Below are 15,299 nucleotides of genomic sequence, written 5' to 3' on the forward strand. Positions count from 1 at the left end.
TTGTAACCCGATGTTGCCATTGACGACTGCGATGCTGACGAGGTCGATCGTTTCACGAGTCGCGACTCCCTGAAAGCGCGCCTAGCGCAGTGCTTCACGGTCGTCCGACACCCACCACGATCCGGCGAACTCGTTCCACTTCAAGAGGACGAAGCAGGTCTATGCCTCGCCAAGTTGCTTCAGCGGGTCATCGTCGGTGCTCCCGAAGACGGCCCGTCGGATCGCGTTGGCGTGCTGGATCTCGGACTCGTCGCTGATTTCGATCGCCTTGCCCGACCCTCCTTCGGCGGGAACTTGATCCAACGCCGGCAGTACACGTGCAGATCGGGTCGCCTCGTAGGCGACTGCCTTGGTCCATTTACCGCGTGCGTCGAGCAATCGTGGTGTGGGCGGGATGATCGACCTGCGCGGGTACAAATGGGTATCCTCCTCGGCCGCACTGGTGAGCGCGCTGGACGTGCCGGACGAGCACATCCCCGACGAGGTGGACGACCGGGCGCGGCTGTGGCGGACCGTCCTGGCGTCCCGGGAACCGACCCTGGTCGTCGCTGACAACGCCTCGTCCACCGCCCAGGTCCGCCCCCCGCTGCCCGGCACGTCGGCGCACCGTGTCCTGGTGACCAGCCGGGACCGCTTGGCCGACCTCGACGGCGCGCGGGCGTTGCACGTCGGCGTGCTGCCCACGGCCGAAGCGGTGCGGATGCTCGCCGGGCGGCGGCGGACGTCGCCGCGACGAGCCGGATCGCGCGACCCTGTGCGGCGGCCTCCCACTGGCCCTCCGGGTGACGGCGGCGCTGCTGGTCGCCGGCCCCGACCGCTCGGTCACCGACATGGCGGACTCCCCGGCCGACGTCCACCGGCGGCGGGAAGTGCTGCACTACGACGGGAGTCCGGCCGTGCGGGCGGCATTCGACCTGTCGTACCGCAACCTCGACGCCGAGCACGCGCGGGTGTTCCGCCTGCTGGGCCTGCACCCGAACGGTCACCTGGGCACCGAAGCGGTCGCGGCTCTGGTCGGCACCGACCCGGGCCGGGCCCGCGACCTGCTGCGCAGGCTGTCCCGCGCCCACCTCGTCCACCCGGCGAGCACCCCCGGACACCTGGGGGATGCACGACCTGCTCCGCGCGTACGCCACCGATCTCGCCGCCACCGATCCCGAGCGCGAACTCGCGGTCACCCGCCTGGTCGACCACTACGCGACCGCGTTCCACGACACCCACCTGTGGTGCGGCGGCAGGCCGACCGCGTCCAACCGCTTCGCCGGCGTCCGGGAGGTGTTGGCGTGGACCGGCCGCGAGCGGTCCGTCCTCGGCGACGCCGCTTGGGCGAGGTGTACCGCGTGATGGGGTTGGTCGACGACTTGGTGGCGACCTGCGAGCAGGCGCTCCGGACCCTCCAGGAGTCCGGCACCCCCGCACGCCGTCGGCACTGCGCTGCACATCTGCCAGGAGGCCGAGGACGGGATCGCCACCGCACGGGTGATCATCGGGATGGCGCAGGCGGTGGGCAACCGGCACGACATGGCCCGGTTCCTGCTCGGCCTGGGTGTCATCTACCGGCGGTGGCGGCGCTTCCCCGAGTCGGTCGAGTGCCTCGAACGGTGCCTGGCGGTGTTGAGCGGTCTCGCCGACCTGCACGGGGAGGCGGAAGCGCGCACCGAGTTGGGCTTGACGTGGCTGGAGGCCGGGAACTCCGGGCGGGCGCGGGCGGATCTGTCCGCCGCGTGGGAAATCCTGGTCCGGTTGCCCGGCGCGGGGCCGGCGGCCTCGGCGACGCGGGTTCGGGGTTGGTGGCCTGCCTCGTGACCTGATCGGCTCGCCAGATCGCCCTTTCGGGTTATGCCTGCGGGAGTGGGCGGTGGTTACCGTGACGGTGGCCTGATACGCCTCCCGGATCGAGGTGAGCGCGCTTGGCACCGGAGAGTCCGCCCCTGCACCACACGATCCTGGTCGTGGACATCGAGCGGTGGACCGACCCCTCCCGGACCGACGAGCACCGCCGCGTCCTGCACCTGGGCCTGTTCGCCGCGCTGCGCCAGGCCTTCGCCGACGTGGCGGTGGACTGGGCGCTGTGCACCGTGGAGAACACCGGCGACGGGATGATCGTCCTGGTGCCCGCCCAGGTCTCCGGCAGCCTCCTGGTGGACCGGTTGCCCTCGCGGATCACGGCCGCCGTGCGCCGGCACAACGAGGTGTCCGCGCTGGAAGCCCGGATGCGCCTGCGCTTCGTGCTGCACGAGGGTCCCGTCCGCAAGGTCCCGGACGGGCAGATCGGGAGCGCGATCGCGGTCGCGTGCCGGCTGCTCGACTCCGACGAGCTGCGCGCCGCGCACAAGGCGTCCGACGAGCCGATCACGCTGATGGTCTCCGACGGCTTCTACCGCAACGTCGTCGCCCACGACCCGGCCGCCGAGCCGCGCGCCTTCCGCGAGGTGCGGGTGTCGGTGAAGGGGATGCGCGAGACCGCCTGGATCCGGTCGTCCGGGTCGGTGGGCACCCGTCCGGGTGATTCCGCTCCGGCGGAACCACCGAAGTCGATCCCGCAGTCGGTTCGGCAGCCGGTTCCGCCGCCGGTCTCCGGCGAGTTGGCCGAACTGGCGGACGCGCTCCAGTCCGTTCCGTCCATCATCGACGAGCGCGGTCGGCTCACCGTGCTCGGCCTGTTGCCGGCCGGAATCGCGGGTGCGATCCCGAGCAACGCCCGTACCAGGCCGTACGTGATCGGGTTGATCCTCGCGTGCCTCGACTACGAGGACGGTCTGGCGCAGCTCTACAAAGCACTGGTCGACCTGGAGGGGGAAAGCCTGCCCATGCGGAGATTGCACGCGGCGCTGTCACCGTGGACATGACACCGATCCGGCGGGTAACGCCCGTGCGGTGAACCCGATGCCACGGACGGGTGTGCGGAACAGCGGACCGGTCACGTTGTTACGGTGCACGGGCGGGGACACGGACGGGGGAACCGCGGAATGATCCACGGGGACGAGGATGTGGCAGGCGGGCTGCTGCTGCCGCTGGTCAGGGCGTTGCGGCAGATACCGTGCCTGACCGATCACGCCTCCCGGAAAATGGTGATCAGACTACTCGCGTCGGAATTGCGAGAACCGCTCACAATAGAGGACCACGCCAACCCGAACGTGCACTTGCTGAACCTGGCCGAAGCCTGCAACCAGCACCCGAAGCGGTTGGCCGCCCTGTTGCGCGCACTAGCCCTGATGGAGCAGGATTCCAAGCCGATGATGGATCTCCGGCGACTCGTCGCCGGTATGCACACCCTCGAACTGTTCGAGAACGACGATCTGACAAGGCTGCTCGAGTTGCTCGCCGGCATGGTCGTACCCGATATCGCGGACATCTACCGCGCGGTCGCCGGCGACGCCGCACCAGGTCTGCGCCGGGCGATGAACTACCGCGAGGTCATCGGCGCGCTGGAGAACTCGAACGCGCGCCCGGACGGCATCCCGCCCCCGATCGTCTTCATCGAACACGTCGCCGCAAAAGTGCGGAAGGAACTCGCCCTGGAACTGCGGCGCTGGGTGGACGACCAGGCCGTGAAGCGCGGGCTGGTCGCCGAGGTCGAGTCCCTGCGGGAGGACCTGCGCACCGATCCGCCGGACGACGTGCGGCCCAAGCCGGGCGCGATCGCCTACGTCGTGCTGGTGCTGCGCACCGAGGGGCCGACCGGTGACCGCTACCGGCTGTCCACCTCCCGCCACCTCGGCATCGACGACGTGTGGTCGCCGCTGCCGGTCGGCGACCGGGTCGACACGCTGGCGGGCATCAAGGACCACGTGGTCGCGGTGGTCGAGCAGGCCGAGCGCGACTGGGCCTGGTACGACCCCGACATCCGGGTCGAGTTCGTGCTGGAGCGCGACAACATCAACCTGGCCGTGGACCAGTGGCCGGCCGAGGCCGACGAGGCCGTGCCGGAACCCCTGGGCAGCCGGTACTCGACGGTGGTCCGCAGCCTGGAGCGCAACTCCGACGACAAGTACCTCCGCCTGTGGCGGCACCGCTGGCGGCGGCTCGCCGGCCAGGCCCGCACCACCCGCCCGGTGGCCCGCGACGGGTTCGTCCGAGCCGACGAGGCGGGCCAGGACGGCGTGAAGCAGTTGCGCGGCATGTTGAGCCGCCGGCAGGACGTCGTCTCGCTGCTGCTCAGCCGCCCGCCGCACGCGGAACCCGAGCCGCAGGACGAGGTCATGGCGGCGGTCAAGGCCGGCGTGCCGCTGATCATCTGGCACCGCGAGGACTGCCACGCCGACGGGCTCGTGCGCGCGGTGGAGTACCTGTTGCACGACGAGGACGACGAGCACCCGTTCCTGGAACGGGTGCGCCGCGCGCGGGCCACCGCGTTCGGCGAGAACCACAGCCGCAACCCGTGCGGCGACCTGACCGTCCTCTACGACGACCCGATGCGGCGGGTGCTGCCCCACCGGGCCGCCCCGCCCGAGGAGGTGGCGCTCGGGTGAGCGGCTGGCACATCTACCGGGGCACCGGCGAAGTCGCCGCCGCCGCGATCGACGCCCTGCCCGAACCGCCGTCGTGGCGGCGCTTCACCGGGGAGGGCCACGCCACCCGGCCGGCCGACGACGGCGGGGAGGGCGCGCGCAAGGTCGGTCGGGTGCCCGGCGTGCCGCGCACGCCCGCGCCCCACGAGGTCGAGATGGTCAACTCGGCGATCTACCTGCGCCGGCCGCTGCTGGTCACCGGCGCGCCGGGCACCGGCAAGTCGGCGCTGGCCTACCTGATCGCCCGCGAGCTGGGCCTGGGCCCGGTGCTGCGCTGGCCGGTCACCAGCCGGACCATGCTGGTCGACGGCCTCTACCTCTACGACGCCATCGGGCGCGTGCAGGCGGCGAACACCCAGGACGCGGTCCCCGACATCGGCGACTACATCCACCTCGGCGCGCTCGGCACCGCGCTGCTCGCCGCCGACCTGCCCCGCGTGCTGCTGATCGACGAGCTGGACAAGGGCGACATCGACCTGCCCAACGACCTGCTCAACATCTTCGAGGAGGGCGAGTACGACATCCCCGAGCTGGTCCGCTACGCCAAGGTCCAACCGGAGGTCGGCGTGCTGACCGCCGACACCGGCCACCAGGCCGTGGTGCGCGCCGGCCGGGTGCGCTGCCGGGAGTTCCCGATCGTGGTCATCACCAGCAACGGCGAGCGGGAGTTCCCCCCGGCGTTCCTGCGGCGCTGCCTGCGGCTCAAGATCGAGCAGCCGGACCGCGAACGGCTCGCCGGGATGGTCGCCGCGCACTTCGGGCACGACCACGACCTGGACATCGCGCAGCTCATCGACGACTTCCAGCGGCGCGCCGACAAGGTCGGCCCGCTGGCGGCGGACCAGTTGTTGAACGCGGTCGAGATGGCCACCCGGTTGAGCACATCGGGTGCCTACAAGCCGGACGGTGAGTGGGGCGCGCTCCTCGACAACCTGTGGCATCCACTATCGGCGGAATCCGGATGACCCAACCGGCTGACGAGCCCGCGATCCGCCGGGTGCTGCTCCAGCATTGGGAGGCGACCGAAGGCCGGGAAGAGCGACTGGGCACCGCGGACCTCACCCTCAGGGAGGTCCGGGACGCGCTGTGGCTCGCGACCTGGTTGCAGGACCCTGCCGCACCGCCCGCGTCCGCGCCGCGACCCGACCGGCCACCACCCGCGGCCCAGGACGGGGACCGGGAACCGGCAGCCACGGAACAGCCGCCCCCGGAGGAGGCTGCCACGGAATCCGACGCCGCCGACCAGACCGCCCCCGAACCCCGACCGGATTCGCGGGAGTGGACCCGCGGCCCCCTCTCCGTGCCGGCCGCGGAGACCCCGCTCGACGGTGTGGACGACCTGCCGCGCGCCGCGCAGACCTGGCCGACCATCCCGGGCCTGTCGGACCGGCGCGGCCTGAGCCGCGCGCTGCGCCCGCTGGCGCGCAGCCAGCCGTCCCCGTGGCGGCAGGTCCTGCACGAGGAGGCGACGGCCGTGCGGGCCGCGCAGGACGGCCTGTGGATACCGCAGTTGCGGGCGGCACCGTGGCACCGGTTCGAGGTGGCCCTGGTGGTCGACACGGCGGTCGCGCCGGAGATCTGGGGGCCGACCGTCGCCGACTTCCGCACGCTGCTCGACCGGCAGGGTGCGTTCCGCGACGTCCGGACCTACCACCTCGACTCGGCGCACACCGACCCCGACTCGCTGACGCTGCGCAGCGAGGGCGGCGCGTTGCACGACTGGCGGCACCTGGTCGAACCGACCGGGAACCGGATCATCCTGGTCCTGACGGACACCGTCGCCGCCGGCTGGCACAGCGGCGCGGTGGGGCACGTGCTCTACGAGTACGGCTGCCGGACGCCGGTCGCGGTGGTGCAGACCCTCGGCCACCGGCTGTGGCCGTGGGGCGGCCTGCCGTCCCAGCGGATGCGGCTGTCCGCGCCCGCGCCCGGCACGGCGAACCGGCGCTTGCGGACGGCGGGCAAGGCGGACCCCCGGACGATCCCGGTGCCGGTGCTCGGGTTGACCGAGGAGTGGCTCGCGGGCTGGGCGCGCCTGTTGACCTCGCCCGGTGCCGAGTGGGTGGAGACCACCGCCGCGATGGTCGGCCCGCAGGGCGAGTCGATCCCGGCGGAGGTGCCCGACCGCCGGGCGGTGGCGGGCCGGGAGCGGGTGCGCCGGTTCCGCACGTACGCGTCGGTGCAGGCGATCGACCTGGCCGTGCTGCTGGCGGCCACGCCGCTGGTGCCGCGCCTGATGACGCTGGTGCAGAAGGTCCTGCTGCCGAACTCGGACCTGACCGTGCTCGCCGAGGTGCTGCTCGGCGGTCTGCTCACCCGGCTCCCCGCCGACGACGACCCCGAGCGGCCGGACGCGGTCGCGTTCGACTTCCACGACGGGGTCCGGAACGAACTGCTGGCCATCGGCCGCCGGAGCGACACGGCGCGGGTGGCGCGAGTCCTGGACGACCACGCCGGATCGGACATCCCGGCGCTGCGCGCCTATCGCGCGGCGGTGGACGACCCGACGGTCGACGATCCCGACGTCACTCCCGAGTCGACGCCTTACCTCAAGGTCCAGGAAGCGGTGCTGCGCGCATTGTCCGGGCCGTATCTGCTCAAGTCCAAGCGCTTGCGCGCGGCTTTGGGCTCGACCCCCCTGGTATCGCATCGCGGTCGGCGGGCGGAAACAAAGGCGAACCGGGAGAACGAATTGACTGTAACCGAGCCTCAGCCGATCGTCAACGCGGCTGTCGGGCCACAAGGAGAAGCGAACTTGTCTGCTCCCGGTATCCACGACGAAGGCGCGACCGGGCACCGGTCGGCCGCGTTCCAACCGCAGGTGTGGGGACAGGTGCCGCTGCGAAATCCGATCTTCGTGGGCCGGGAACAACTCCTCGACCAACTCCGGGTGCGCCTCGGCGAATCGGGTACGACGGCGGTCCTGCCGGAGGCGCTGCACGGCATGGGCGGCGTCGGCAAGTCCCAGACGGTGATCGAGTACATCTACCGCCACGCCTCGGAGTACGAGGTCGTCTGGTGGATCCCGGCGGAACACCCCGCGCAGATCAGGGCCAGTTTCGTGGAACTCGCCAAGAAGCTCAGCGTGGCCGCCTCGGGCTCGGCCGAGACCGCCGTGCCCGCCGTCCTGGAGGCGTTGCGCAAGGGCGTGCCGCACCAGCGCTGGATCCTGGTGTTCGACAACGCCGACCGCCCGCAGGACGTCCGGCAGTTCTTCCCGGCGGGCACCGGGCACATCGTGGTCACCTCGCGGAACTCCGAGTGGGGCGGATTCGCCCGGCCGGTCGAGGTCGACCTGTTCACCCGCGAGGAGAGCATCGAACTGCTCCGCCGGCGGGGCGGTGGGATCGAGCACGCGGAAGCCGACGCGCTGGCCGAGGCGCTCGGCGACCTGCCCCTGGCGGTGGAGCAGGCGGCGGCCTGGCGGGCGCAGACCGGGATGCAGGTCTCGGAATACCTGGAACTGCTGGAGCAGAACCGCACCGAACTGCTGGAGACGAATACCCCGACCGAGGACCAGTTGCCGGTGGCGGCGGCCTGGAACGTGCCGTTGAACCGATTGGCGGCCGATCAGCCGGCCGCGCTGCAACTGCTCCAGGTGTGCGCTTTCTTCGGGCCGGAACCCATTTCCCAGAAATTGTTCCGGGGAGCCCGCGACGTGCCGGTGCCGGAAGCGCTCGCGGAGGCGTTCGGCGACCCGATCAAGATCAGCCGGGCGGTCAAGGAGATCACCCGGTACAGCCTGGCGAAGATCGACCACCGCAACAACGCGCTCCAGTTGCACCGGCTGGTGCAGACCGTCCTCAAGAACAAGCTCTCGCCGGCCGAGCAGGACACCATGCGCCACGCGGTGCACGTGCTGCTCGTCAACGGCGACCCCGGCGACCCGGACACCGCCGCCAACTGGCCCCGCTACGCCGAGCTGCTGCCGCACGCGCTGATGTCGCGGGCGGTGGACAGCGCGGACAAGTGGGTGCGGGTCCTGGTCATCAACCTGGTCCGCTACCTGATCCGGATCGGCGACTGGGGCGGCGCGCGCGACCTGGCCGGGCAGGCCCGGAGCCACTGGACGGGGACGCTGGGCGAGAACAACCGCGACACCCTGGAGGTCACCCGGCGGTACGCGATCGCGCTGCGCCGGCTCGGGTTCACCGACGAGGCGCGGACGCTCAACGAGCGGACGCTGGAACTGCTGCGCGAAGAGGTCGGCGAGGACGACGAGCAGTACCTGGCGATCCTGGACACGGTGGCCGCCGACCGCCGCGCGCTCGGCCTGTTCGCCGAGGAGCTCCGGCTCCAGCAGGAGGTGTACGAGCGGGCTCGGGAGATCCTCGGCGAGGACGACCCGGAGACCCTGGCCTACGCCAACAACCTGGCGAGCTGCTACCGGCTGATGGGCGACTACGAGCAGGCCCGCGACCTGGACCAGGAGAACCTGCGCCGGCGCACCGCCGTGCTGGGCGCGAGCCACCTCCAGACCTTCGGCTCGCGCAACGCGCTGTGCATGGACCTGCGCGAGTGCGGCCTGTACGTGGACGCGGCCAAGGAGCAGGAGGAGACGCTGGTCCACCTGCTGGAGGTCGCGGGCCCGGACCACCCGCAGTCGATCGGCGCGACCCGCAACCTGTCCGTGGCGCTGCGCAAGGCGGGCTACCACGTGCGGGCCAAGGAGTACTCCGAGGACTGCCTGGCGCGCTACCGCAAGCGGCACGGCGACCAGCACTTCGACACCGTCACGGCGGAGATGAACGTCTCCACCGACCTGCGCCACCTGGGCGATTTGGACCGGGCGCTGGAACTGGGCCGGCGCAGCTACCGGGTGTTCGGCGAGATCCACCGCCCGCAGCACCCGTACACCCTGGTCGCGGCGTTGAACCTGGCGGTGATCCTGCGGCTGCGCGGCGACCTGGCCGAGGCGCTGGAGCTGGACCGCCAGACCTACGCCATCCTGCTGGAGGTCTTCGGCGCGAGCCACCCGACGACGCTGATCGCGGCCACCAACCTGGCCAGCGACCTCGCGGCGCTGGGCGACCACCTCGCGGCGCGCGGCCTGGACGAGGAGACCCGGGCGAAGTCCGAGCAGGTGCTCGGGCCGGAGCACCCGTCGACGCTGGCGGTGGCGCTGAACCTGTCCATCGACCTGGCGGCGCTGGGCGAGGAGTCGGAGGCGGCGCTGCTGCACAGCAAGACCGTGCAGGGCCTGCGCACCGTGCTGGGCGAGGAGCACCCGGGCACGGTCGCGGCCACCCAGCACACCCGGGCCAACTGCGACAGCGACACCATGCAGCTCTGAGACGGGTCAGCCGGCGGCCTGGTCGAGCCAGGCGGCCAACCGGTCCGGGTCCGGTGCCGCGCCGGTCCGCGCGGTGATCCGGTGGTGCACCGACCGGACCAGTTCCGGCGTGCGGCGCAGCGCGGTCGAGTCCAGCGCGAGGCCGAGCCCGACCCAGGACGGGACGTCGTGCGGCGCGGCGCGCAGCCGGGCCAGGAACCCGGTAGCGGCGGCGGTGCGGTCGCCGCGCACCAGGGCCGCGTCCGGACCGCCCTCGTCGGCGACCCGGCCGTGGCGTCGCGGGTCCAGCGCCCGCAGCCGGAGCAGCGCGGCGAGCCGGGAGTCCCCGGACTGCGCCGAGGGCACGATCTCCGGTCCGCGCACCGGGTGCGCCGCACCGCCGTCGGCCCAGGCGTCGGCCAGCGCGGCCACCCCGGACCGGTCCGGGCGGGCGTGCCGCAGCCGCCAGGTGGCCCGGTGGACGTCGGTGAGCAGGGCGACGGTCCCGGCGGGTTCGGCGGCCGGGCCGACCGGTGCGCACGCGGCGAGGCGGACCGACGCGGCGGCGACGAACTCGCGGCCGAGGTCGGTCAGCTCGGCCAGGCCGCGCAGCGCGGCGACGGCCTCCCCCACCTGGTGCGCCCGCAGGGCGTGGCTGAAGTGCGCCGGGGCCGCGAGGTCGGCCGGCAGCCGGTGGCGTTGCACGTCCCAGTACTCGACCACGCTGACGAACGCGTAGACGCCGTGCAGGAGGCCCGCCACCGGTCGCGGGTCGTCGCGCCACGGCGCGTAGAACCGCTCGTCGGCGCTGCCGTCGTCCAGGTCGACCAGGTCCATCAGCGCGTTGACCTTGGAGTGCTGCAACTCGTGCACGAGGGCTTCGCCGAACTTGACCGCCGACGGCTTGGGCGACATGGCGATGCTGCCGAACGCGGCGGCCGACGACGCGGCGAACACGTCGCGGGCGGCGTCCAGCGGGATCACCGTGGCCAGGCCGGCCGCCAGCTCCTCGGCCCACGCCGGGTGCGCCCCGGTGAGCAGCCGCCACGCCTCGTCCATCAGCTTGCGCCACTCGTCGTACTCGGCCTCGCCGAGGGGCCGGGCGCGGATCGGCGCGCCGAACTCCCGGTACGGGTCGAGGTCGTCGAACGCGAGCTCGACGGTGCGCCCCCGCGCCGTGCTCCGGTGCCGCTTCACCGCGTCCAGCGGCACGGACCGGGTTTCGCCGAGCGCGGTCAGCGTCGAACCGGAGGTGTCGTGCCGGAACACCGCGTGGCCCACCGGGAAGCCGGTGTCGAGCCGGAACGCGCCGACCGACGGCAGGCTGACCGCGCCGTGCACCACCGGTACCGGGATCTCGCACGGCAGTCCGCAGCGCAGCGCGGCGGCGGCGGCCAGCGCGTGGAACCCGCCGACTTCGGCGCGCAACGGGGTCGCGTCGGGCGCGACTCCCACCGCGTGGCGCAGGGCCCGGCCCAGCCACACCCCGACCGAGGGGTGCATCAGCACCTCTTCGACAACCGCAGGCGCGATTCGCTCGGCGTCGGCCAGCAAAGACCACGCGTGGTCGACATCCGCGAACGGGCCCAAGTGCGGCAAGAGCGGCTGCACCGCTTCCGCGAACGCCCGGAGTCGAAGCCTGCGCAGACTGTGCTGACCTTTCCGCAAAATTGCGATTCCGGTACTCGACACCGGCCCGGAACAGATCTCGTCGAAGACGAATCGCGGTAGCCGGTGCGTGGTCAACCCGACCGGTCGCGCGGCACCACTAGTCACGCTGCCCCTGGATGGAATCGCCGAACCGGCCCGCCCGGACCCGGCCCACGGCGCGGCGGATCTCCTCGTCCAGGCGCGGTTCGCGCAGCTCTCTGAGCTCGGCCAACGACATCGAAGTGAGATCGAGCAAATCCGACGGCAGTTCCGTCGGTGAAAGCACTGCCACGCCGACCGCCTCCCCACGTTCGTCCGCCCCTGTCGCATGATGCCCGAACATCTGCGGCCACGTCTGCCGCCAGCCGGCTATTCCCCCACCGGCCAACAGGTCTATTCCGGGCGCACTCGGGCGGTGAGGAAGGCGTCCGCCCAGCGGGCCCGGGGATCGATGTCGACGAGCAGCAGCTTCACCAGGAGGGTGAGCGGGATGGCGAGCACCGCGCCGAGCGGACCGATCAGCCAGGCCCAGAACAGCAGCGCGAGAAACGTGACGGTCGCGGACAACCCCACCGAATCGCCGACGAACCGGGGTTGGATCAGGGTCTGCACCACGAAGTTCAGCACGCTGTAGATCACGATCACCCACACCGCCGTCTGCCACCCGCCTTCCAGCAGCGCCAGCACGACCGGCGGCACCAGGCCGAGGACGAAGCCCACGTTGGGGATGTAGTTGGTGATGAACGACAGCAGCGCCCACAGGATCGGCAGCGGGATGCCCATGATCGCCAGGGCGACACCGTCCAGCACCGCCACGATCAGCCCGAAGACCGTCGAGACCACCAGGTAGTTCCGGGTGCCGGCGGCGAACCTCCCCAGCGCCGCCGCCGCCTCCGGGCGGTCGGCGGCGAGGACCGCCACCCGCGCGCCGGTGCTGCCCGCGTCGACGCAGAGGAACAGCAGCAGCGACAGCAGGAACACGATGTTGGAAGCGAGGCTGCCCACGCTGCTCAGCACGGTGCCGAGGATGCCCGCGAGCTTGCCCACGTCGAGGCTGTCGGCGACCTTGCGCAGCTCCTCCGCGCCGACGCCGTACCGGGACAGCCCGCCCGCCGCCGCGTCGACCAGGTCCCGCGCCCGGTCGGCGTACCGGGGCACCTCCGTCGTCAACTGGGCCACCGACACGACGAGCACGACGAGCAGCGACAGCAGGATCGCGTAGACGCCCACCACGAGCGCGGTGGTGGCGACCCAGTTCGGCAGGCCCCGGCGGCGCAGCCACCCGTGCACCGGGCTCACCGCGATGACCAGGGTCAGCGCCAGGAACACCGGGCCGATCAGCCACGACAGGGCCGAGATCCCGGCGCACGCCACCACTGCGGCGGCCGTGCCCAGCAGCACCACGAGCCCTCGGGGCAGATTCATCTTCGGAGGGTAGAGCGCCCACGGCGACCCGGCCCGCCGGTAGCGCGCCGGCTCGTGCGCGAGGACGCGCTGGGCGCGCTGGTGCCGGTGTCGGACGCGCACCGCGCCGCGCCCGCACGCGGTGACACGGCGGGTTCCGTCGACAACTGCGGTCCGCCAGGCAGGTCCGGACGGCAGGCCGCCGAGTTGTCCGGACCTGCCTGGCGGGTTCGGCACCTCTACGCGGTCACGGGTTCAGGCCGGACCGTGCCGCAATCGGCGGGCCATCGAGGGGTGGCACCTGCGGAGGCTTGCCCACGTAGGGCCCGGAGCAGACGCTGTTGGTGGGGTAGCAGGTGAAGTATTCGAGGCCGTCGTAGGGGTCGTCGCTGGTCATCCAGACGTTGACCCTGGTGGACCCGCCCGCGACATCCGCGGTGAGGGGAAGGGACGCGGGCCCGGACCTGTTGGTCCAGGTGCTGGAACTCTCCCAGTCCAGCCAGGTTCTGCCTGCCCACGCCTGCGCGTAGACCCGCCGCTCCCCGACGGCCTTGAACGCTCCGTCGACGCCGACTGCCCGGTTGTACCAGGTGACCGTGCCGATGTAGTAGCTCGCTCCGACCTCGATCGGGAAGGTGCTGGTGGGGTAGGCGGTGGCGGTGGCGGGTGCCGCCGCCAAGACCGTCCCCGCAACCCACGTCACCGCCGCCACGACCGCCCCGATCTTCCTTCTGCGGCTCATCGCCTTCATCGTGTCTCTCCGCCTCACTGTGACAACCACTCCCGGGTTCTTCGGGCAACGGGATGCACAAGCCACGTATCACCGCCGTGCGGAGGCGACCGCCTCGGATCGAGCGGTGAACGTCGCTGCCGTTGTTCGCCCGACACCACCCAACCCCGCGTGGACCTCGCGCCGCGATGAATTCGAGCCCGTTCAAATCCACCGCCACCACTGCTACCGTCGGGGTGGTGCTCACGCTGCGTGTAGACGCTGACACTGTTGCCAGGACACGGTTGTCGCCGTCCCCGGCGGCGGAGTCCATGGCGTGGCTGAAACTCACCGCCGCGTCGGGACAGCACCCGGTGTTCGGTGATCCCGGACCATTCGCCCGCGCGTCACTCGCCCATCCCGACGTCGCGCTGCTCGCCGACCTGTTGCCGCAGGACGGGGACACCTACACGCCCGACCTGCTCACCCCGCAGCCGGGGACGGACGTCCATCGCCGTGACCTGCTCGACGAGCAGATCGCGCAGATCGAGGCGGCAGCGCAGGACGACCTCGAAACCCAGGTCTTCACCTACACGCAGACCCACTGGAGCAGACCGCTGCGGGCCGCGACCCGCCGAATCGCGGAATCGGGGCGGATGCAGCGACGGCTGGCGAACGGTCTCGCCCGGTTCTGGCGGGATGCCCTCTCCGACGGCTGGCCCGAACTGCGCTCGATCATCGATCAGGACATCGCCCGGCGCGCGACGGCCATCGCCACCCACGGCGTCGGCCGGGCGCTCGGAGCACTCCACCCCGACATCGACTGGGCCGGGGACGCGGTCACCCTCGCCACGTCGTGGGACGACGAAATCGACGTCACCGGCCGGGACCTGGTCCTCGCCCCCAGCGTGCTCAGCCGGCCCGACGTCGTCATCCAGGTCGACACCCCCGGGCAGTTCGTCCTCTACTACCCCGCCCAGCGGATCGGAGCCGGCCGGGGTCGCAGGTCCGGAAGCATCGCGCAAGTGGTCGGCAACGTCCGGGCGGCCCTGCTGGCCGACCTCGACACCGCCCGGTCCAACGCAGAACTCGCCACCCGGACCGGATACGCCCCGAGCACCGTCTCCTACCACCTCAGCGCACTGCACCGCGCACGCCTGGTCACCAAGGTCAGAGCCGGGCGCTACGTGATGTACCAGCGGACCGCACACGCGACAGGTCTGCTGGAAGAAGTGCGCAGCTAGGACCAATATCAGCTATAACGGCAGGTCAGAGCTCTTTGAGCCTCCGGGGCAACGATGTTCGGCACACCCGTTGCCGTGCGGTCCGCACTCTCCCGGACGACGCAAGCGCGGACTCACCGACAACCAGGTCCGGCAGCACCAGCCGGTCGTGGCCGTCCACCAGCGCCCCTTGAAGTGGCGCTGCCCCTGGTACGAGGGGAACCCGCGCACAGGCGTGCACGCCTCGAACGGCACTGACCACGCCTCGGTCAGCGGCACACGCTGCTCCCCGCGCTCGTCGGCGCACGCGAGCCCGAACCGCTCGGCCGGCACCGACGGCGCTCCGCCAGAGAGATGATCAAGCGACGGCACGGCGGCATTCCCCCGGGCGGCGCGAGCGTCGCCTCACCGGCCCCGACAGGTACCTCCGGACGCCGACATCACCACCGACAATCAGGTCCGGACACCGACCCCTTCAGCCGGACAGGACATCCCGGACCTGGGCTTCCCGATAAAAGTTGTCACCTCGC

General features: G+C 71.8%; 12 protein-coding genes. 7 read left to right on the top strand and 5 right to left on the bottom strand.

The annotated features are described in order from the left end of the window. Positions 1 to 159: 159 nt before the first annotated feature. Positions 160 to 567, bottom strand: coding sequence for a hypothetical protein (locus tag AB0G01_RS19495; RefSeq protein ID WP_360947288.1), 408 nt, complete (start codon positions 565 to 567; stop codon positions 160 to 162). Between the two features lie 540 nt (positions 568 to 1,107). Between AB0G01_RS19495 and AB0G01_RS19500 the strand changes: the two genes are divergently transcribed. The 6 genes from AB0G01_RS19500 to fxsT all read left to right on the top strand — a co-directional run bounded on the left by AB0G01_RS19500 (position 1,108) and on the right by fxsT (position 9,804). After that, complete coding sequence (locus tag AB0G01_RS19500; RefSeq protein WP_360947290.1) at positions 1,108 to 1,344, top strand: hypothetical protein; 237 nt, start codon at positions 1,108 to 1,110, stop codon at positions 1,342 to 1,344. A 147-nt stretch (positions 1,345 to 1,491) separates the two neighbouring features. Further along, positions 1,492 to 1,806, top strand: a complete 315-nt coding sequence (locus AB0G01_RS19505) for a hypothetical protein (protein WP_360947292.1) — start codon at positions 1,492 to 1,494, stop codon at positions 1,804 to 1,806. A 104-nt stretch (positions 1,807 to 1,910) separates the two neighbouring features. Then, positions 1,911 to 2,849 carry a hypothetical protein gene (locus AB0G01_RS19510; RefSeq protein WP_360947294.1) on the top strand — a complete coding sequence of 313 codons (939 nt, stop codon included), beginning with the start codon at positions 1,911 to 1,913 and terminating at the stop codon, positions 2,847 to 2,849. Positions 2,850 to 2,969: 120 nt separating this feature from the next. Then, the gene (locus AB0G01_RS19515; RefSeq protein WP_360947296.1) at positions 2,970 to 4,472 is read left to right on the top strand and encodes a hypothetical protein; all 1,503 of its coding nucleotides are present in this window, start codon (positions 2,970 to 2,972) and stop codon (positions 4,470 to 4,472) included. After that, positions 4,469 to 5,476, top strand: a complete 1,008-nt coding sequence (locus AB0G01_RS19520) for a MoxR family ATPase (RefSeq protein ID WP_360947298.1) — start codon at positions 4,469 to 4,471, stop codon at positions 5,474 to 5,476. The genes AB0G01_RS19515 and AB0G01_RS19520 overlap by 4 nt, the downstream gene beginning before the upstream one ends. Continuing rightward, the gene (fxsT, locus tag AB0G01_RS19525; protein ID WP_360947300.1) at positions 5,473 to 9,804 is read left to right on the top strand and encodes an FxSxx-COOH system tetratricopeptide repeat protein; all 4,332 of its coding nucleotides are present in this window, start codon (positions 5,473 to 5,475) and stop codon (positions 9,802 to 9,804) included. The genes AB0G01_RS19520 and fxsT overlap by 4 nt, the downstream gene beginning before the upstream one ends. 6 nt (positions 9,805 to 9,810) lie before the next feature. On the opposite strand, the gene AB0G01_RS19530 is transcribed toward fxsT, so the two are convergent. The 4 genes from AB0G01_RS19530 to AB0G01_RS19545 form a co-directional block, all read right to left on the bottom strand. After that, a complete protein-coding gene (locus AB0G01_RS19530) occupies positions 9,811 to 11,286 on the bottom strand; it encodes an HEXXH motif-containing putative peptide modification protein (protein ID WP_360947302.1) in 1,476 nt (491 codons plus the stop codon). Between the two features lie 265 nt (positions 11,287 to 11,551). Then, on the bottom strand, positions 11,552 to 11,725 hold the full coding sequence (locus AB0G01_RS19535; protein ID WP_360947304.1) for a hypothetical protein: 174 nt from the start codon (positions 11,723 to 11,725) through the stop codon (positions 11,552 to 11,554). A gap of 101 nt (positions 11,726 to 11,826) precedes the next feature. Further along, positions 11,827 to 12,858 (bottom strand): AI-2E family transporter, encoded by a 1,032-nt coding sequence (locus AB0G01_RS19540; protein ID WP_360947306.1) that lies wholly within the window; start codon positions 12,856 to 12,858, stop codon positions 11,827 to 11,829. 226 nt (positions 12,859 to 13,084) lie between these two features. Beyond that, positions 13,085 to 13,579, bottom strand: coding sequence for a hypothetical protein (locus AB0G01_RS19545; RefSeq protein ID WP_360947308.1), 495 nt, complete (start codon positions 13,577 to 13,579; stop codon positions 13,085 to 13,087). 299 nt (positions 13,580 to 13,878) lie between these two features. Here AB0G01_RS19545 and AB0G01_RS19550 point away from each other — a divergent pair, with 299 nt between their 5' ends. Then, positions 13,879 to 14,790 carry a helix-turn-helix domain-containing protein gene (locus AB0G01_RS19550; protein WP_360947310.1) on the top strand — a complete coding sequence of 304 codons (912 nt, stop codon included), beginning with the start codon at positions 13,879 to 13,881 and terminating at the stop codon, positions 14,788 to 14,790. Positions 14,791 to 15,299 lie beyond the last annotated feature (509 nt).

Origin of the sequence: Actinosynnema sp. NPDC023587, from assembly GCF_040640215.1 — a bacterium.
GTDB lineage: Bacteria > Actinomycetota > Actinomycetes > Mycobacteriales > Pseudonocardiaceae > Actinosynnema.

Bases quoted from the DNA above. Each gene is read 5' to 3' on its own strand.
- AB0G01_RS19500 (WP_360947290.1), top strand. From the start codon at position 1,108: ATGCACGACCTGCTCCGCGCGTACGCCACCGATCTCGCCGCCACCGAT.
- AB0G01_RS19505 (WP_360947292.1), top strand. From the start codon at position 1,492: ATGGCGCAGGCGGTGGGCAACCGGCACGACATGGCCCGGTTCCTGCTC.
- AB0G01_RS19515 (WP_360947296.1), top strand. From the start codon at position 2,970: ATGATCCACGGGGACGAGGATGTGGCAGGCGGGCTGCTGCTGCCGCTG.
- fxsT (WP_360947300.1), top strand. From the start codon at position 5,473: ATGACCCAACCGGCTGACGAGCCCGCGATCCGCCGGGTGCTGCTCCAG.
- AB0G01_RS19530 (WP_360947302.1), bottom strand. From the start codon at position 11,286: ATGCACCCCTCGGTCGGGGTGTGGCTGGGCCGGGCCCTGCGCCACGCG.
- AB0G01_RS19540 (WP_360947306.1), bottom strand. From the start codon at position 12,858: ATGAATCTGCCCCGAGGGCTCGTGGTGCTGCTGGGCACGGCCGCCGCA.
- AB0G01_RS19545 (WP_360947308.1), bottom strand. From the start codon at position 13,579: ATGAGCCGCAGAAGGAAGATCGGGGCGGTCGTGGCGGCGGTGACGTGG.
- AB0G01_RS19550 (WP_360947310.1), top strand. From the start codon at position 13,879: ATGGCGTGGCTGAAACTCACCGCCGCGTCGGGACAGCACCCGGTGTTC.